Origin of the sequence: Vibrio sp. 10N.247.311.12 (assembly GCF_041467515.1) — a bacterium.
GTDB lineage: Bacteria > Pseudomonadota > Gammaproteobacteria > Enterobacterales > Vibrionaceae > Vibrio > Vibrio crassostreae_C.
On record NZ_JBFSUV010000020.1, the window covers coordinates 63,687 to 80,795 of the forward strand.

General features: G+C 45.1%; 17 protein-coding genes. 10 read left to right on the plus strand and 7 right to left on the minus strand.

What is annotated here, in order from left to right; translation table 11 throughout:
* The first annotated feature begins 30 nt into the window (after positions 1 to 30).
* Positions 31 to 459 (plus strand): RimK/LysX family protein, encoded by a 429-nt coding sequence (locus AB6E30_RS10875; protein ID WP_004740039.1) that lies wholly within the window; start codon positions 31 to 33, stop codon positions 457 to 459.
* A 146-nt stretch (positions 460 to 605) separates the two neighbouring features.
* Here the strand turns inward: AB6E30_RS10875 and AB6E30_RS10880 are convergent, their stop codons facing one another.
* Positions 606 to 1,394, minus strand: a complete 789-nt coding sequence (locus AB6E30_RS10880) for an MBL fold metallo-hydrolase (protein ID WP_372103584.1) — start codon at positions 1,392 to 1,394, stop codon at positions 606 to 608.
* A gap of 369 nt (positions 1,395 to 1,763) precedes the next feature.
* On the opposite strand from AB6E30_RS10880, the gene AB6E30_RS10885 reads away from it, so the two are divergent.
* The 3 genes from AB6E30_RS10885 to AB6E30_RS10895 all read left to right on the plus strand — a co-directional run bounded on the left by AB6E30_RS10885 (position 1,764) and on the right by AB6E30_RS10895 (position 4,195).
* The gene (locus AB6E30_RS10885; RefSeq protein WP_017071587.1) at positions 1,764 to 2,366 is read left to right on the plus strand and encodes a 2OG-Fe(II) oxygenase; all 603 of its coding nucleotides are present in this window, start codon (positions 1,764 to 1,766) and stop codon (positions 2,364 to 2,366) included.
* 211 nt (positions 2,367 to 2,577) lie between these two features.
* Positions 2,578 to 3,336: a glycerophosphodiester phosphodiesterase family protein gene (locus AB6E30_RS10890; RefSeq protein ID WP_372103586.1), complete on the plus strand. Its 759-nt coding sequence runs from the start codon at positions 2,578 to 2,580 to the stop codon at positions 3,334 to 3,336.
* Positions 3,337 to 3,457: 121 nt separating this feature from the next.
* Complete coding sequence (locus AB6E30_RS10895; protein ID WP_372103589.1) at positions 3,458 to 4,195, plus strand: sulfite exporter TauE/SafE family protein; 738 nt, start codon at positions 3,458 to 3,460, stop codon at positions 4,193 to 4,195.
* A gap of 105 nt (positions 4,196 to 4,300) precedes the next feature.
* Here the strand turns inward: AB6E30_RS10895 and AB6E30_RS10900 are convergent, their stop codons facing one another.
* On the minus strand, positions 4,301 to 5,074 hold the full coding sequence (locus AB6E30_RS10900) for a murein L,D-transpeptidase family protein (protein ID WP_017064906.1): 774 nt from the start codon (positions 5,072 to 5,074) through the stop codon (positions 4,301 to 4,303).
* A 2-nt stretch (positions 5,075 to 5,076) separates the two neighbouring features.
* Complete coding sequence (locus AB6E30_RS10905) at positions 5,077 to 5,559, minus strand: GNAT family N-acetyltransferase (protein WP_065584882.1); 483 nt, start codon at positions 5,557 to 5,559, stop codon at positions 5,077 to 5,079.
* Positions 5,560 to 5,778: 219 nt separating this feature from the next.
* Between AB6E30_RS10905 and AB6E30_RS10910 the strand changes: the two genes are divergently transcribed.
* The 3 genes from AB6E30_RS10910 to grxB all read left to right on the plus strand — a co-directional run bounded on the left by AB6E30_RS10910 (position 5,779) and on the right by grxB (position 8,062).
* The gene (locus tag AB6E30_RS10910; RefSeq protein WP_372103592.1) at positions 5,779 to 6,759 is read left to right on the plus strand and encodes a Gfo/Idh/MocA family protein; all 981 of its coding nucleotides are present in this window, start codon (positions 5,779 to 5,781) and stop codon (positions 6,757 to 6,759) included.
* A gap of 164 nt (positions 6,760 to 6,923) precedes the next feature.
* Positions 6,924 to 7,082: a hypothetical protein gene (locus AB6E30_RS10915; protein WP_004733064.1), complete on the plus strand. Its 159-nt coding sequence runs from the start codon at positions 6,924 to 6,926 to the stop codon at positions 7,080 to 7,082.
* Between the two features lie 347 nt (positions 7,083 to 7,429).
* Positions 7,430 to 8,062: a glutaredoxin 2 gene (gene grxB / locus AB6E30_RS10920; RefSeq protein WP_372103593.1), complete on the plus strand. Its 633-nt coding sequence runs from the start codon at positions 7,430 to 7,432 to the stop codon at positions 8,060 to 8,062.
* A 159-nt stretch (positions 8,063 to 8,221) separates the two neighbouring features.
* On the opposite strand, the gene AB6E30_RS10925 is transcribed toward grxB, so the two are convergent.
* Positions 8,222 to 9,055 (minus strand): pyruvate, water dikinase regulatory protein, encoded by an 834-nt coding sequence (locus AB6E30_RS10925; protein ID WP_372103596.1) that lies wholly within the window; start codon positions 9,053 to 9,055, stop codon positions 8,222 to 8,224.
* A gap of 178 nt (positions 9,056 to 9,233) precedes the next feature.
* On the opposite strand from AB6E30_RS10925, the gene ppsA reads away from it, so the two are divergent.
* Complete coding sequence (gene ppsA / locus AB6E30_RS10930) at positions 9,234 to 11,606, plus strand: phosphoenolpyruvate synthase (protein ID WP_372103597.1); 2,373 nt, start codon at positions 9,234 to 9,236, stop codon at positions 11,604 to 11,606.
* Between the two features lie 103 nt (positions 11,607 to 11,709).
* Here ppsA and AB6E30_RS10935 read toward each other — a convergent pair whose 3' ends face one another.
* Positions 11,710 to 12,501 carry a hypothetical protein gene (locus tag AB6E30_RS10935; protein WP_017069198.1) on the minus strand — a complete coding sequence of 264 codons (792 nt, stop codon included), beginning with the start codon at positions 12,499 to 12,501 and terminating at the stop codon, positions 11,710 to 11,712.
* 66 nt (positions 12,502 to 12,567) lie between these two features.
* Entirely contained in the window at positions 12,568 to 13,923 is a 1,356-nt protein-coding gene (locus AB6E30_RS10940; protein ID WP_017060556.1) for a serine hydrolase, read from the minus strand.
* Between the two features lie 92 nt (positions 13,924 to 14,015).
* Here AB6E30_RS10940 and AB6E30_RS10945 point away from each other — a divergent pair, with 92 nt between their 5' ends.
* A complete protein-coding gene (locus tag AB6E30_RS10945) occupies positions 14,016 to 14,990 on the plus strand; it encodes an AraC family transcriptional regulator (RefSeq protein WP_137002312.1) in 975 nt (324 codons plus the stop codon).
* Positions 14,991 to 15,252: 262 nt separating this feature from the next.
* Positions 15,253 to 16,587 carry an MATE family efflux transporter gene (locus AB6E30_RS10950; RefSeq protein WP_017069196.1) on the plus strand — a complete coding sequence of 445 codons (1,335 nt, stop codon included), beginning with the start codon at positions 15,253 to 15,255 and terminating at the stop codon, positions 16,585 to 16,587.
* 108 nt (positions 16,588 to 16,695) lie between these two features.
* Here the strand turns inward: AB6E30_RS10950 and AB6E30_RS10955 are convergent, their stop codons facing one another.
* The gene (locus AB6E30_RS10955) at positions 16,696 to 16,929 is read right to left on the minus strand and encodes a phosphonate metabolism protein (protein ID WP_010428389.1); all 234 of its coding nucleotides are present in this window, start codon (positions 16,927 to 16,929) and stop codon (positions 16,696 to 16,698) included.
* Between the last annotated feature and the right edge of the window lie 180 nt (positions 16,930 to 17,109).

Consider the following 17,109-nt stretch of genomic DNA (forward strand, 5'->3'; position numbering starts at 1 on the left):
GAATACCGATAACTCATGATTGGAAAGAAAATGAACAATAAAATGATCATAGGGAATACAGAAGCACTTTGCTTACCAGAGTTAGGGATCACTGGACTACATACACGTGTTGATACAGGGGCTAAAACCTCTTCTCTACACGTAGACAATCTACTATGTGTTAAATCAAATGGTGAGAAATTCGTAGAGTTCGACCTTCACCCAGACGTTTATCACCTAGAAGAGACGGTGCGCTGCAAGGCGAAACTGAAAACAAGTAAGAAAATTAAATCATCTAACGGCGAAGTTGAACACCGTTGCGTGATTGAAACCATGCTAAGAATCGGTGGCCAACAATGGCCGATCGATATCACGCTAAGCAACCGTCAAGACATGACTTACATGATGTTGCTTGGACGTCAAGGCATGAGTGACAAAGTGATTGTTGACCCTGCGGGTGAATTCCTGCTGACTCACTAATCCGAGTCATCGTAACCGCTCCACAGGTTATAACTAAAGCTACTCACAACGATATAAGGCCAGTCTCATGACTGGCCTTATTGCTATCTATTTTTCTATTTCTACTTTCAGCTCTGAATACATGACTTTGCATTCAGACTTCTGATCTATTTCTTCGATTTACCATGAGATTGAAAACCAAATCGCCCAATCGATAAAAGTAATTTCTTGGTTTTGATTTTCGTCACTCGCCAATGTGTAACAGGCCTTCTTGGGACACTCATCAACAGGTGTTCAAAAGCCTTCTGACTGAAATCGACTTGCCCACCATGCGCCACCAGCAAGGTATCGAGCTGCATGTCATAAATGCGCGATACAGACGCTCGATACTTATTAGGGTGAAAGATAGGAAACGGCGGAATCAGCTTCTTCTTAACCTCGACCATTAAATCGGCCACATAAGCCACGCTGTGTGATGGGCAATAGACCGAGAGATCACGGTCGGTATGGCCCGGTGTTTCAAGAACCAACCAATCATCAAACCCTGGAATACTATCCCCATCAGACAGCTTGTAGTCCGGCTTTAACTTTCTTGAATACCATAGGTTTGCTTTAGGCTTGCCTAAGCGGTTCGCCATCCACCTAGCAAGCGCTAAGTCGGTCAGGTGCATCAAAATGCCATCGATGCCGTGATACCAATCTTTGTCTCTGTTTGCTGCCACCAAATGACAATTAGTCAGCTTTCTGAGCGTATGCGCTGCCCCTGCGTGGTCCGGATGCATGTGTGTAACAACCACAGTATGTAGGTCGCTAAATTCACGGCCAAGCTCATCTTCAATGAAAGCCCTAAGATGAGGAATATCCGCACGGCACGCACCATCAAGTAACAGCAACCTATCTGGGTACTCTACGAGATACATGTCTTGGATATAGCCTTTGATGGTATGCAGCTGCAAAACCGCTCCTTGTGATAAAACAACTGGTCAGACCTATACAATAGCAAATTCAACTTCAATTGTGATCATTTTGTTAAAGACAACAATCTAAAACCGGATAGAGAACCCGAATCAAGATTTCTATTGGTATTCACTCAATTACTCAATTCCAATTCAACTCAGTGCACAGGAACAAATTCCAAAGATTGCCATCAATTTCATCCGATATTTTTCAGCATTATCGAATGCCCGCATTGCCGTAAACCTTACTCTATAGGCCTTGCTACTCTAGCCTCCACATGTTTTATCGTGACGACAAAACATGTGATTTGTTGGCCTGAGTTATTAGGACTATATATGCGCCTCTAATTTATTGTCTGAGTGCTATACATGAACCAATTAATCGATGCTCTTTCTACCCAAGGTTATTTCGTTTGGGATGACTTCTTAACTCAAGAAGAAGTGGTGGCATTGAGGGATTGCATTCCAGAGAACTGGAAAAAGGCTAGGATTGGCCGTAACGATGAAGTAACGCGAGAGTCGACCATTCGTAGTGACAAGATTCAATGGGTGCGCCGCGATATGGGTCAGCCAGCATCTCTGTTCCTAGACAAAATGGAACAAATTCGTTTAGCGGCAAACCAAGCGTTCTTTTTGGGTCTGTTCGAGTACGAAGCGCACTTTGCTAAATACGAAAAAGGCGACTTCTACCAGAAGCACTTAGACTGTTTCAAGGGCAATGAAAACCGCCGCCTGACCACTGTGTTCTATATGAATGATGAGTGGACAGAAGAAGACGCTGGTGAACTTGTGGTTTACGACCTAAAAGACAACCACATCGCGACCATTCCACCAAAGTCAGGCCGCTTATTTGTGTTCTTATCTGAACAGTTCCCACACGAGGTACTGCCGACAAACACAGAGCGATTCAGTATTGCAGGTTGGTTCCGTATTAACGGCGTGAAAGACAACCAACTCGATATCGCACACTAAAGCGAGGTTCGGGTCAAAGCCTCATCTCATCCAAAGCCTCTCCACTCGAGAGGCTTTTCCTCTTAGTACTGCTAGGAAAGTACTAAGAGGAAAATATCACTTTTATGAGCCGAATCCTGTGTAGAGACTCTTGCCCAGCAATTACTCTGGCGTATTCGGGAAAACTGATATTTAATAAATATTTACGATGCGCATTCAAGAAGGATTAATTATGTCATCTATCATCGTAGGTCATCGGGGTGTAGCAGGTACTCACCCAGAAAATACCAAAGCAAGCATTGAACAAGCCGCTAAACTCGGCTTGAAATGGATTGAAGTAGATATTCAGCCAACTCAGGATGATCAACTTGTGGTTTGTCACGACCACACCCTTGAGCGCTGCAGCGATGGCAAAGGTCGTGTCGACGAACACACCCTTGCAGAACTGCGTCAGCTCGATTTTGGCAGTTGGAAGTCTGAGCAGTTTGCTGGTGAAAGAATATTGACGTTGGAAGAGTTGCTCGCACTTGTTGAGCAACATGACCTCAGCGTCAACTTAGAAATCAAAGTCGACAGTCGACATCAAGCGCCTCATGTCGTTGATTTGCTGCATACCGAGTTGATTCGTTCAAATCTAGACACCGACAGAGTGCTGCTTTCAAGTTTCAGCCATCAAGTCGTTTCTGAAATGGCTCGTCACCTGCCGAGATACCGCGTAGGTGTTATCACAGAGCAACTGACTCAAGCCGACTTGATGTTGATAGACGAGGTTAAAGCGTTCAGCTGTCACATGAACTACGAGCATGTGAATCAGAGCGATCTTGATACACTGAGTGAAGCAAACATTCAAACTTGGTGCTACACAGTAAATGATCCGTCTCACTTCAAATTCATCTCAAAAGTAGATGCCGTATTCACTGATTTTCCGAATCAATTTACCTCTATAGATAGACCAGGCGAATACTGCAAAAACAACCCCGAGAGACTTTAAAATTAACTCTCGGGAAACCTTAAAATTAGGTAGCAAACACAAGTGAGTAGGAGTACATTCCGCTACTCACTTGGTTTCATTAGCTCGCTCTATTTAGACAGCTTCATTGGTTACTTAATTTATGGATCTCATTTTTAATCCAACCTTCCCAATTTTGGGTGCAATCTTCATTTTCGCCGCTATTGTTCGTGGCTTCTCAGGTTTCGGTTTCACCTTAGTGGCATTGCCATTAAGTGCGTTATTCTTGCCTGTTATCGAACTGGTTCCCGTCTTCATGTTGATCGATCTCCTAGGCAATGTTCAATTACTGCCTAAAGTTCGAAAACACGTTAACTGGCGCTGGGTTTTAAAGGTATTTATCCCTTGTTTTGCCTTCACACCAGTCGGCCTACTTCTGCTTAAATCCGTTAGCCAAGACACGACCATCTTGATCATCAGTGCCTTCATTTTTGCGTCTGCACTTATGATCTATAAAGGCTTCCAGTACAAAAGCGAACCTAGATTTGCTCCCTATATCCTAGGCAGCCTTGCAGGTGTAATGAACGGCGCGGCTTCGATGTCAGGGCCTCCAATTGGCACTCATGCATTGGCAAGCCCAGTTGCTCCGCACATTGCTAGAGCAGGCCTGATTGCCTTCTTTGTCTTGGCGGATTCCACTGCATTTGTTTCGGCATCTATCGCTGGGTTAGTCGACCGTGATGTAGTTTGGCTGACTCTCGCGCTTCTACCAAGCAGCATGTTTGGCGGTTATGTGGGTTCTAAACTGTTCGAGATATTTGGTGGAGCGAAGTTTAAGCCAGTCACCATTGCATTACTGATTGTGATTGCAATATTCAGTGCAGGTCGAGTCTTATTGTAACTGGCTTTAGCGGTTAATTTTGGACGTTGCTTTTACGAATTGGTTTCGCGAATTGATTGCGCTAATTGACTGCGGAAAGTGCTTAAGAAAACTGGGTACCAATGACTACCATTCAATATGGATAGGGGTACCCATTTTTACAAGTTGGAGAAACTCATCCATATCTTGATTGGTTAATGCGATACAGCCATCCGTCCAATCAAAGCTTTGAATAAAGCTCGGCGAACGACGCTCGCCGTTTTTGATGCCATGGATTTTGATGTTCCCTCCAGGGTCTACATCATTTTGCTCCGCCCATTGCATATCCGAAGGTTGCGGGTAGTTAATGTGTACTGAACGATAAAAGTCTGACTCTTCCATCACATAATCGAGCTGGTATTCCCCTTCCGGCGTTCGGTTGTCCCCTTCAAAGCGTTTATGCCCTTTCGGTTGTTTGCCTAGCGCAATACGAAACTCCTGAATCACCTCTTCACCTTTTAGCAGATACATCCTACGTTTCGATTTATCGACTTTAACTAACGTAACCACTTGCGACAGCGAATCTATCTCAGATGCGCTATCCGGTACGTTGTAAAACTGTCGAGAGGAACTTTGAGGTGGACGTTTCGATGACCCTTGAGAAAACTGAGCTACCTTTTCATCAGGGCTACTGTTAAGAACATCATCCACAATAATCACATGCTCGGAGTTTGAGCTCGTGGAAGAGGTTGAGTTAGATGAAGACGTTGAGACACGTTGAGAATGAGCCGGTGCAGACTCGAATACGATGGTTTCGATAGCGGTCGCGTCAGAGACTATTTTCTCGACCACGACTTGCTCAGCATTCGCGTTCGAAGCCACAAACAGTAAACACAGTGATAAAGGCAGAAACAGACGCACCTTTAGATCTCCTCAAAACGCATGGACATGGTTCGTGACTGAGTTTCCATTCCTAACGACTCATAGAAACCCTGAGCTTGTTGGTTAAACTCCATTACCTCCAACCTAAGTTCTATCGCTCCTCTCGCCTGCGCCCATTGATTAAAAGACTTCATTAACGCTCGACCAGCACCTTGGCTCTGAACCTGATCGTTCACCACAATCGTATTGACCCTTGCCACCTTGTGCGGCTGAATAAAACTGACCCCTTTGTTCTGCGTTACCTTACCCGCTAAAAAACCAACGACTTGCTTGTCATCGACTGCAACCAAGAAAGCGCCAAGTGGGTCAAGCATCAAACCTAACCAATACTCTTCACTGTCGGCCAAGCCTTGTGACGCTGGTGCAAATACCATAGGCGCACCAAGATGATGTTGACGGTTTATCTGCTCAGAGAGCGCTAAGATCGCGTTAATATCAGTTACCTTGGCCGTCCGGATTTGCATATCATCACCTTGTTTGAATTCAATAACACCTTAGCAAAAATGGCTTAGTTGTGCACCGTTACACTGGTCAACTCAGACGCTCTGTGAAGGCTGAACATTAATATTAGGCACTATGTTTAGGGAAATTGTTCCGTAAATCTCAGGCACATTGCCAGCCGTTGAGTGCTACTATCTCTGCAGAATCAATATACTAACGACGACTAACGACTGGATACCTATATGATTAAGTTTGCTGTAATTGGAACCAATTGGATTACACAAAAGTTTGTTCAAGCTGCGCACGAATCTCAATCGATGCAACTTGCTGCGGTTTACTCTCGAAATCTAGACAGCGCGGCACAGTTCGCCCAAGAATTTGACGTTGAAACTACGTATGACTCACTCGACGCATTGGCCAATGACAACACTGTAGAAGCCGTGTACATCGCTTCCCCTAACTCACTGCATTGCGAGCAATCTATCTTCATGATGGAACACGGCAAGCATGTTATCTGTGAAAAGCCGGTTGCATCAAATATTGATGAAGCAACACGCATGTTCGAAGTCGCTGAGAAAAACGGTGTGGTGCTGTTTGAGGCGTATAAATCTCAATTCCTACCGAACTTTAAGCAAGTTCAACTTGGGTTAGAAAAGATTGGCAAGGTACATAAAGCACACATCAACTACTGCCAGTATTCATCGCGCTACCAAAAATACCTAAACGCCGAGAACCCAAATACCTTCAACCCAGCTTTTTCTAACGGCTCATTGGTCGATATTGGCTTTTACTGTGTTGCCGCGACAGTCGCGCTATTTGGCAAACCTGAAAACGCACAGGCTTCTGCAAAGCTACTTGATTCAGGTGTCGATGCTCATGGCTGTGCGATCTTCCAATACCCTGAGTTTGATGTGACCCTTGCGCACTCCAAAGTCAGCGACTCTTATGCGCCAAGCGAGATCCAAGGTGAATTAGGGGCGATCATCATCGATCACATCGCTGAATGTACTGACGTTAAGATCCGCTACCGCGATGGCACGGTAGAAAACCTTACTCAAGCACAAAGCGAAAACTCCATGAGTTACGAAGCGCAGGCCTTTGCTAGCTGCATTGCTGGCGACAACGCAACACAAGCGCAGGCCCAACTGCGCGCTTTAACGGTTGCGAAGTTAATTACAGAGATGCGCCAACAAGTTGGTGTAGTGTATCCAGCGGATAAATAACGTCACAGCGTAAGTTAACAAACTGATTTTTAATACATAATTATTTATACATAACTGAATTTAATCTTTACGACAAATAACCGGATTAGTTGATTGAGGTCCCATCTGTTTAAATCCGCGTTCGATATCTATCGTATTTATTTAATTTATTGAAGGTGTGTAAAGTGTTTTCAGTTGATGATCGCGTTGTAGCAACAAAAGGTGTTGAACTAGGTGAAATGGTAGTAACTGGCCTAAGTGCTGGTGGCGGCTACGTTCACGTTACAACGGTAGAAGGCGCAATGACGCTTACTTACCCAGCGCAAGATCTTAAAAAAGCATAGTTTAACCACTCTGCCCTTTTAGTAGTCACTCTACTAAAGGTAACAAAATTGAGGCTTTGGCTGACTTCACTCTTCTGCATTAGAGTAAGCAGCCAGAGCCTTTTTTATGCCCGTCATTTACCCACCAGCTTTCTCATTAGCTTACTCGTTGCAATAAAACCGCACTCAACTGACAATAGAATTAGGCAACGAGTTTCTACACTAGGTGCTTATTCTCATCGTTCTCTTGATATTCCCGTGCACTTAATCGCAGTGAATAGTTCTTGTTAACAAAGGCTTATTGTCTGCGAAAGTTTCTGGTACATTAGCATCATCTTATACTAAGAAAGACCCGAATGAGGGAAGCTATGAAGCTTTACATTTACGATCACTGCCCTTTCTGTGCAAGAGTCTCCTACATTGCTCAATCGCTAGGCTTGAACATTGAGCTTGTTTCTGTCGATTATGATGATGCCCAAACCCTTATCGATCTGATCGGTAAAAAGATGGTACCCGTCTTACAAAAAGACGATGGCTCTATCATGGCAGAGAGCCTAGATATCATCGCGTACTTCATGGACTTGAAATCAAGCGATGAGCAGCGTGTGCCATCTGAGCAAGTGACTGTGTTCCAAACTCGCGCATTCCCTCTTACTCAACAGATTGGACGCCCACGTTGGTGGAACCTCGACTTGGCTGAATATCGCTCTGCTGGAGCCAAAGAAGCTTGGCGTGCCAGTAAAGAGACCGAAGGTTTTAACTTTGAAGAACTGTTAGAAAAGACGCCTCAGTTCGTTCAACTGATTAACCCATTACTGAAAGATGCCGAACTCTTACTGGAGCTAGAGAATGGTGAGTCATCACTGCCTCTAATCGATCAAGCGGTGTATTTCTCGATGCTTCGTGGCTTTTGCGTAGAACCAAGCATCAGTTGGCCACCAGCACTTGAACGCTGGTTAGAAAAGAAAAGCGAAACGCTAAAGCTGTCTTTACTTCGCTAGAAAGCTATCTCGATTAAGAAAGCAAGCTCTGATTAAGAAAACAAGCTCTGACTCGCAAGCGACTACAACGAGCACAAACAAAAAATCGAAGCTCTCAGGTGTAAACTGCGAGCTTCGATTTTCTTTTATCTGGCCATTCTATTTCTCTAAGGCTTTGCCTTACAGCAGACGCCTTCTCAAACCTGTTCGCTCCAAGATTCGTGTCGAAATTTCTTCAACCGATAGTGAAGAGGTGTTGATGTAAGGTATCGCTTCTCGACGGAACATCGCCTCTACCGTTTGCAATTCATACAAACATTGTGAGTCACTGGCGTATTCGCTGCCTGCTAAGCGGTTCTCACGAATTTCAGTGAGCCTTTCTGCATCAATGGTCAAACCAAACAGCTTATGTCGGTAAATCTCAAACTCTGGCAACAGCTTTAAGCGTGCCAAGTCATCGTGGATAAATGGGTAGTTTGCTACGCGTAAGCCAAACTGCATCGCCATATACAAACTTGTTGGTGTTTTGCCACTTCGAGAAACACCCAACAAGATGATGTCGGCTTCTTCCAGCCCTTTTAGCGTGATGCCATCATCATGCGCGAGCGTGTACTCAATCGCAGCAATACGGTCGAAATACTTCACCGAGTCCTTGTTTACACTGCGTGAGCGCTGCAACTTAGGAACAGGCGCCATCTGAATGTCATCCTGTACTTTCTGCACGATGCTCTCTAACACGTCATAACAGTGCGCGGGCGCTTCTAGCAATTTGGTTTTGATATCAGGTATCACAATCGAAAAGAACACTAGCGGTTCTAATCCGGTATCACGATACGAAATTTCAATCTCTTTTAATAAATCAGAAAGTTTGTCCTCACTTTCCACAAACGGAAAGGTTTTTTCATTGGCTTTAAAAAGGAATTGACCTAGAACAACATGCCCTAAAGTCTCACATGTTATGGCCGTTCCATCAGAAACATAGAATACATCACGACTTTGAATATCAATTTGCATTTTTTATTTAATGTTTAAAATTATTTTGAGTAGGATGGTAACCATAATATAGATAATAAAACCCTGCTGACTATTACGTCCTCCACAGCTTTAGAAAATAATTTACATTTTTTTAAACTGACACGTAATCGTTTGCCTTTAAATCCCTACAATGCTTGCTATGTTTCTGGAGAAATAAATGCAAAATAATACCCTATGGTTCAATGGCCTATCCATGGAAGATGTCGACAAAGTCGGCGGTAAGAACGCCTCACTGGGCGAGATGGTTTCTAACCTGTCCAATGCTGGTGTTTCTGTACCTAATGGTTTTGCTACCACCTCTTATGCGTTTAACGACTTTCTTGACTACAAAGGTCTTGATGAGCGCATCCACCAACTACTTGATGAACTTGATGTTGAAGACGTTGACGCACTGCGTAAGACAGGTGCAACGATTCGACAATGGGTTCTAGACGCACCCTTCCCAGAATCACTAGAGCAAGACATCCGTGATAACTACCGCGAGCTAATCGAAGACAACGAAGAATTGTCTGTAGCTGTGCGTTCATCTGCAACCGCAGAAGACCTTCCAGATGCTTCATTCGCAGGCCAGCAAGAAACCTTCCTTAACGTGAAAGGTATCGATGCGGTACTCGAAGCAACCAAGCACGTTTACGCGTCACTCTTTAACGACCGCGCTATCTCTTACCGTGTACACCAAGGCTTTGACCACCGTGGCATTTCATTGTCTGCGGGTATCCAGCGCATGGTTCGCTCAGACAAAGCCTCTTCAGGTGTGATGTTTACGCTTGATACTGAGTCAGGCTTCGACCAAGTCGTGTTCATCACTTCTTCTTGGGGTCTTGGCGAAATGGTTGTACAGGGCGCAGTGAACCCAGATGAGTTCTACGTGCACAAGCCAATGTTAGAAGCAGGCCACCAGCCTATCGTGAAGAAGACCTTTGGTTCTAAGTTGATCAAGATGATCTACTCGACCAATCAAGAGATCGGTAAGCAAGTAGATATCATCGACACCGATACTCAAGAGCGTAACGAGTTCTCACTCAACGATGAAGAGATCAAAGAGCTAGCAAAACAAGCGATGATCATCGAGAAGCACTACCAACGTCCAATGGACATTGAGTGGGCGAAAGATGGCATCGACGGCAAGCTTTACATCGTTCAGGCTCGCCCAGAAACCGTATGTTCTCAAAGCGACCAAAACGTTATCGAGCGTTACGAGCTAAACAATAAGGCGGATGTCTTGGTTGAAGGCCGCGCTATCGGTCAGCGTATCGGCTCTGGCCCTGTTCGCTTGGTTGATTCTCTAGACCAAATGTCACTGGTTCAAGAAGGCGACGTGCTGGTAACTGACATGACAGACCCTGATTGGGAACCTGTGATGAAGAAAGCGTCTGCGATTGTGACTAACCGTGGTGGCCGTACTTGTCACGCTGCGATCATTGCTCGCGAGCTTGGTATCCCAGCGATTGTTGGTTGTGGTACAGCAACAAGCAGCCTAAACGATGGCGATACCGTGACAGTGTCATGTTCAGAAGGCGAAACAGGCTACGTTTACAACGGCGAACTCGATTTTGAAATCAAACGTTCTGAGGTTGATGAGCTACCAATGCTACCGACTAAAGTGATGATGAACGTGGGTAACCCAGATCGTGCTTTCGATTTCGCGCAGATTCCAAACGAAGGCGTCGGCCTTGCTCGTCTAGAGTTCATCATCAACAAGATGATCGGTATTCACCCGAAAGCACTGCTCAACTTTGACGCACAGTCTGATGAGCTTAAAGCTGAAATCACACAGCGTATTCGTGGTTACAAAGATCCTATCGATTTCTACGTAGGCAAACTAACAGAGGGCATCGCGACCATCGCTTCTGCATTCTGGCCTAAGCGTGTGATCGTACGTATGTCTGACTTTAAGTCGAATGAGTACAGCAACCTTGTAGGCGGCAAAACATTTGAACCACATGAAGAGAACCCAATGCTGGGCTTCCGTGGTGCATCTCGTTACATCTCACCAGTATTCGAAGACTGTTTCGAGCTAGAAACTCAAGCGATCAAACGTGTTCGTAACGAGATGGGTCTTAAGAACATTGAAATCATGATTCCATTCGTTCGCACGCCAAGCGAAGCAGCATCGGTTATCGACATTCTGGCTAAGTTCGACCTACGCCGTGGCGACCAAGGTCTGAAAGTCATCATGATGTGTGAGCTACCATCGAACGCAATTTTGGCTGATGAGTTCTTGAAGTACTTCGATGGCTTCTCTATCGGCTCAAACGACATGACGCAACTGACACTTGGCCTCGACCGAGATTCAGGCGATGTGGCACACCTCTTCGATGAGCGTAACCCTGCCGTGAAAGCAATGCTGAAAATGGCGATCGATGCGGCAACCAAAGCGGGTAAATACGTGGGTATTTGTGGCCAAGGCCCATCTGACCATGACGACCTAGCAGAGTGGTTAATGGAGCAAGGCATCAGCTCTGTTTCACTAAACCCGGATACGGTTATCGATACGTGGTTGAAGCTAGGTAACGTTGCTAATAAATAAGTAAATAACTAACTAAGTAACGCTTCACGCGGTACCTTAACGACAAAAGCCAGTCACGTTGACTGGCTTTTTTAGGTTCTTTCCAAATTAGCTGGCTAGAGCGCTAGAAGTAGTATCTCACACCAACCCAAGCTTCGGTTTGCCAACCATTCGGCATTGGCACACCTTTCACATCAACATCCGCTTTGGTAATGTCATAGCGCGTATTCAACCACCAAGTTCTTGCAGTGTTCATCGGCACATTTAACGATGTTTTAAATGAGAAGTTTTGCATGTCGATATCATCACCAGAAAGATCTTGCCACTCAGGAACCAAAGACACATAAGCGCCAGAGTCACCGAGATGCTTCGCGGTAATCAAACCAAGCGAGTATCCCGTTAAATCATCTTTAGATGAAGTGACGCCAGGGATCTCCATACTACCAGTCATCAGTCCTGCTCTTGGAAATACCAGGAATCCACCGGTATAAGCTGGATTAATCGCAACAACACCGCCAACCGACAATAAGTCATTTTTAATACTGTTGCGCGTATTAATATAATCTAATGAAAGACCCACTTTAGGCGTAGCTTTCGTCCCTGTTTCAAAGACGTGGAAGTACTGAATTCTAGAGTTGCTGTACTCTGTACCGAATTTGTCTGGATCGCGAAGCGCTGTGTTGCTTTCATCGACAAACGTCCCTTCGGCCAGTAGGGCAAACTGCTGACCGTTTTCTAAACCGCCAGAAACTTGCCCTTGAAATTGGATATCTGAACTACCATTCACCATCAATGCAGCTTGAGTATAAACTTTAGTGACATCAGCAGGATCGATAACACGTTCGGAATCTGAATCGGCATGTGCAGGAAGGGCTAGACCTAAACTCAACGGGATTAATAGAGCAAACTTTTTCATTATATCTCTCGAAAGTCGTTTGCTTCCTCCTTGAAGCCTGGAACATCCTGTTAGGTAATAAATAGATTACTTGTCAGCAAGTAGTTTTGCTGCCGAACGCATTAGTGCAGGGCCTTTATTCTCACCAAAACCTGAGTGGTATGGGTTGGTTGAGAACATCACACCCACAAAGTCACGTGCAGGATCGATGTAAATAAATTGGCCTAGGTTGCCACTTTTCGACATTGCACCGTCATTGAAAATGAAATCAAATTGGTATGCGTTGTAGTCTGCTTTTTCGTTGTATGCGTGCAGTGAACTGCTCTCTTTGCTAGTACCTACGAATGCTTTTGGATCACCGCCGTTGCGGATACGATCAATCACAGCTTGTGACACCACTGGCTCATCAGCCACCGCTTTCCAGCTAGGTGTAAATAGTGTTCCCCAGCGAGCCATGTCTTCTACCGTTGATGAAACCAAGCCAACCGCGATCGCCATGCCATCTGGCGTCAAGTTGAATTGCATTGGTTGACGTGCGTGCACTTTTGACCAAACACGATCTTCGAATACTTGAGTCCAAGTTTTGTTCTCAACGTTTTCAACTAACTTAGTCAGCACCATGGTGTTGATAGATGCGTAACGGAAATGGTCACCGGCTTTTTCACCTTCCAGTTTCTGTGCACCTTGAGCCACTTCCATCCAAGTTTCCATTTCACCCGTTTTTGCACGAGGTGAGTTAAACGATGCCGCAAAGAAACGCACCACATCAGAGTCTGGGTTCAAGATAGACTCTAATGTCTCTTCATTGTCTAGCGCGGTCGACATGTTCAGAACTTGGTGTACTGTGATGCCATCCCAGTTCGTTCCTTTCAATTCAGAAACATACTCAGCGATCTCTTTTTCAGGGTCGACTTTGCCCTCTTCCACTAACATTGCGATCACTGTGCCAACCGTCGTTTTTGCTGTAGATGCCCAAACGTGCGTATCTGTCGGCTTCATACCTGGGTAAGCTTCGTAAACGATCTCCCCTTTGTGAATCAACATAAAGCCTTGGGTACGGAACTGTTCATCCGCCAAGTACTCATCCATTGTCAACTGACCTTTGCTTTCAGTATCAACTTTCAGTGCAGCGAGTCGTGGGTCGATATTTTTGACTAAAGGCTTGTACTCTTCGTTTGGAGCCGCCAGTGCCGTTGGTAGAAACTCACTCATGTGCATGTTGTAGTAAACGCTGTGGTCGCCGCCCATCTGCCAATGAAAGTTATTGAATAACTCACGAGCTGAGTCAGTAAAACTTGGGGTAAATGCTGTGCTCGCCTCTTTCACGGTCAAGGTAACTTGAGCACCTTCAACTTTCAGAGCTTCTTCAACTGGGTTTGCTGCAAGAGCAAATGATGATGGGGTCGCTAACGATACTAGAACGGCAATGTGTTTAAGTTTCATAATTGTTCTCCTGTTTGGGTTAGGAAAAGTATAGGGAGATGCGCTACACTTAATTAGGTCACTTGATGACATTTAATGGTAGGCACAAAACAATGAAAGCATCATCGAACACCACCAGCATACTGCTCACTTCGACCAGTAACATTGCTCCATATATTCAGTATTGTGACAAACATAGACTGGATTGGCGCACCGTCGCCGTTGCGTGCGGTCTACCCATTGAACTGACACAATCCAATCAATGGCTTCCTACACAAGACGTGATTCGCTTCATTCATGGCCTTGAGCGTAAGTTTGGCTATTCGATAGGGATTGAGGTTGGACGTAAGGCCTCTCTAGAGCAATTGTCACCTGAGCTAGACCGAAAAATTGAACAATGCACTTCTCTCGAGCAAGCGGTACGCTGCTTGATTACTGAAATATCGACCTTAAGTAATCACGTCACCATATGGACGGAAAAAAGCGATGGATTGTGGTGGCTGTGTCATCGAAGTTACTATCACCCATCGACCTCAGGTTTTGAACAAGCAGAATGGTTTCGCGCCCTGACCGTGATTAGCCTATGCCGTAAGTTCATTGACAGTCACTGGCAACCATCACACGCCAAGTTGGTCTCTAAGCACAACAGCGCACGTAAATTACCTAAGCATTTCTTTGATTCTGATATTCAGTTTGAAGAGCAATACGGTGCGTTCTCGATTCCGCTGCCCGATGATTATCGTGCCATTTCAGAACGAAATAGTACCCAAGATTGGCATCACGCTGTCGAGATATTAATAGACACCTATGCGACTCTACCTTGGTTCAATATTGAGTGGTTTGCGACCATGCTCGGCATGACAAAACGAACGCTGCAGAGAAACCTGAAGAGCAAAAACATTCTCTTTAAACAAGCCAAAGAACAAGTTCGGGAAGCTAAAGCAAAACAGCTACTTGAAGAGACCAACCTTTCTGTTCAAGACATCAGTTGGCAAGTGGGTTACAGCGACTTGAGTAATTTCAATCGTGCATTCAAAGGTTGGGTTGGAGTCACGCCACCAAGTTATCGGGATAAAGCGAAACATTAGAAATAGTCGAATGGAAAACCTTTAGACCCAATCCGCTAATATAAAACTCAGAAACAAGATACGACACCTTAAATTTCAATAAGCGAACGCATAAAGTTGCATTGCACAATGCTCACATACCGATGAAACTGTGCAAAGGTAATATCGATAGATTTAATGACATTTATTGGTATCGAGCTAACGTTACGTTATCCTTTACGCAATTCTTCATTGAATGGATTGTCACTACGACAAACCTACCTTCAAGACTGATAAGAGTGTTATGAATTCTACGACCGCAACTCCCTCGCCTTCTCTTGGCCGACAACTCTATACAATGACATGGCCAATGCTGTTTGGGGTGCTCTCCCTGATGAGCTTCCAACTTGTAGACAGTGCTTTTATTGGCCAGTTAGGCGTACTGCCGCTCGCGGTTCAAGGCTTCACGCTACCAATTCAGATGATCATTATCGGGATTCAAGTCGGACTAGGCATCGCGACAACGGCTGTGATCGCGAGAGCTATTGGGGCTAACGAAATACGCTATGCCAAACAGCTCGGCGGATTAGTCGTTGCGATGGGCAGTGTGAGTGTCGCGCTGTTCTCGGTCATCATCTATCTGTTGCGTGGTCCTATTTTACAACTCCTCGATGCACCACCGACGGTACTACCGATCATTGATTATTACTGGATCTATTGGCTGGTAAGCTCTTGGACAGGCGCACTGCTCTACTTTTTCTACAGTGTGTGTCGTGCCAATGGTAATACCATGCTGCCCGGTTCGATGATGATCGCGACCAGCATCATCAACTTGATATTGGACCCGATTTTCATATTCACGCTCGACATGGGCATCAACGGAGCCGCGATTGCTACCATCTTGGCGTTCGGTGCGGGTATCTTTATCGTTGCTCCTAAGGTAACTAAGAAGCATTGGATGACATTCGACTGGCACGATCTTGATATCGGCAAGAGTATTCGTTCTATAGGAAACATCATGGGGCCTGCGATGATCAGTCAGCTACTTCCACCAGTCTCTTCGATGCTCGCCACCAAACTGCTTGCAGGCTACGGCACAGCAGCCGTTGCAGCTTGGGCGCTAGGTTCACGTTTTGAGTTCTTTTCGATTGTTGCAGTGCTTGCTCTGACTATGTCGATGCCACCTATGATTGGCCGAATGTTGGGAGAAAAGAACCTAGGGAACATACGTAGTCTTGTGAAGATTGCCGTGATGTTTGTATTAGGATTCCAATTGGTGATCGCACTGGTAACTTGGATGTTCTCTGGCGGGTTGGCAAATCTCATGACCAGCGAAGACGAAGTCTCGACCATTTTGAACTACCACTTACTTATCGTTCCTATCAGTTTAGGGCCGTTGGGTATCTGTATGCTGATGGTTTCTATCTCGAACGCGCTTGGTAAGTCTTATACTGCCTTAACGATATCAGCACTGCGCCTGTTCGCCTTCTTCTTGCCTTGCTTGTGGATTGGTTCGCAGCTTGCTGGTATTGAAGGCCTGTTCTGGGGTGCCATGGTGGGTAATGTGCTTGCCGGTACATGTGCTTGGTTTATGTACCAACGCGCACTTGGGCAAGTCGAGGCTAAGCTTTCTAATTAATCAGTTAGCGAACTAAACGGCTTGCCAGCTAAACCGCTATAAAGTTATTAAACGAAAAAGCAGCCACTTAGGCTGCTTTTTTAGTTTCAGACTTAAAATATATTGGGGTTAGACTTGCTCAAAGTAAGCCAAAAACTCACCGCAATCTTTTTGGAATGGTGGCAATATTTCTGCTAGTGTTTCATCATCCCAATGCCACCATTCAAAGCTTTCTAATCGCTCGGCATAGCTAGGAGCATCAAACCGAGGACGCAGTTGCCAAACGCAATCGAGTATGGCGGTACGCCTTAAGCAGCGGTTGCCAACGAAAACAATCAAGCAGTTCAGGCCCTGCATCAACATAAATGAGTTAATCATTCCATTGTATCAAAGTACTTCACCAGCCTAAAACTGCAGTACTTCAGTTTCATTCGGGACCATTTTAAAAGGAAGTTATACCAATTAAAGTAAAAATGTGATCTAATTAAGATTGATGAATTATTGTGAAATTTAGCCATGGATAGCCTTAATAACACTGACTTC

Bases quoted from the DNA above. Each gene is read 5' to 3' on its own strand.
- AB6E30_RS10875 (WP_004740039.1), top strand. From the start codon at position 31: ATGAACAATAAAATGATCATAGGGAATACAGAAGCACTTTGCTTACCA.
- AB6E30_RS10885 (WP_017071587.1), top strand. From the start codon at position 1,764: ATGAACCAATTAATCGATGCTCTTTCTACCCAAGGTTATTTCGTTTGG.
- AB6E30_RS10890 (WP_372103586.1), top strand. From the start codon at position 2,578: ATGTCATCTATCATCGTAGGTCATCGGGGTGTAGCAGGTACTCACCCA.
- AB6E30_RS10895 (WP_372103589.1), top strand. From the start codon at position 3,458: ATGGATCTCATTTTTAATCCAACCTTCCCAATTTTGGGTGCAATCTTC.
- AB6E30_RS10905 (WP_065584882.1), bottom strand. From the start codon at position 5,559: ATGCAAATCCGGACGGCCAAGGTAACTGATATTAACGCGATCTTAGCG.
- AB6E30_RS10910 (WP_372103592.1), top strand. From the start codon at position 5,779: ATGATTAAGTTTGCTGTAATTGGAACCAATTGGATTACACAAAAGTTT.
- grxB (WP_372103593.1), top strand. From the start codon at position 7,430: ATGAAGCTTTACATTTACGATCACTGCCCTTTCTGTGCAAGAGTCTCC.
- AB6E30_RS10925 (WP_372103596.1), bottom strand. From the start codon at position 9,055: ATGCAAATTGATATTCAAAGTCGTGATGTATTCTATGTTTCTGATGGA.
- ppsA (WP_372103597.1), top strand. From the start codon at position 9,234: ATGCAAAATAATACCCTATGGTTCAATGGCCTATCCATGGAAGATGTC.
- AB6E30_RS10935 (WP_017069198.1), bottom strand. From the start codon at position 12,501: ATGAAAAAGTTTGCTCTATTAATCCCGTTGAGTTTAGGTCTAGCCCTT.
- AB6E30_RS10940 (WP_017060556.1), bottom strand. From the start codon at position 13,923: ATGAAACTTAAACACATTGCCGTTCTAGTATCGTTAGCGACCCCATCA.
- AB6E30_RS10945 (WP_137002312.1), top strand. From the start codon at position 14,016: ATGAAAGCATCATCGAACACCACCAGCATACTGCTCACTTCGACCAGT.
- AB6E30_RS10950 (WP_017069196.1), top strand. From the start codon at position 15,253: ATGAATTCTACGACCGCAACTCCCTCGCCTTCTCTTGGCCGACAACTC.
- AB6E30_RS10955 (WP_010428389.1), bottom strand. From the start codon at position 16,929: ATGTTGATGCAGGGCCTGAACTGCTTGATTGTTTTCGTTGGCAACCGC.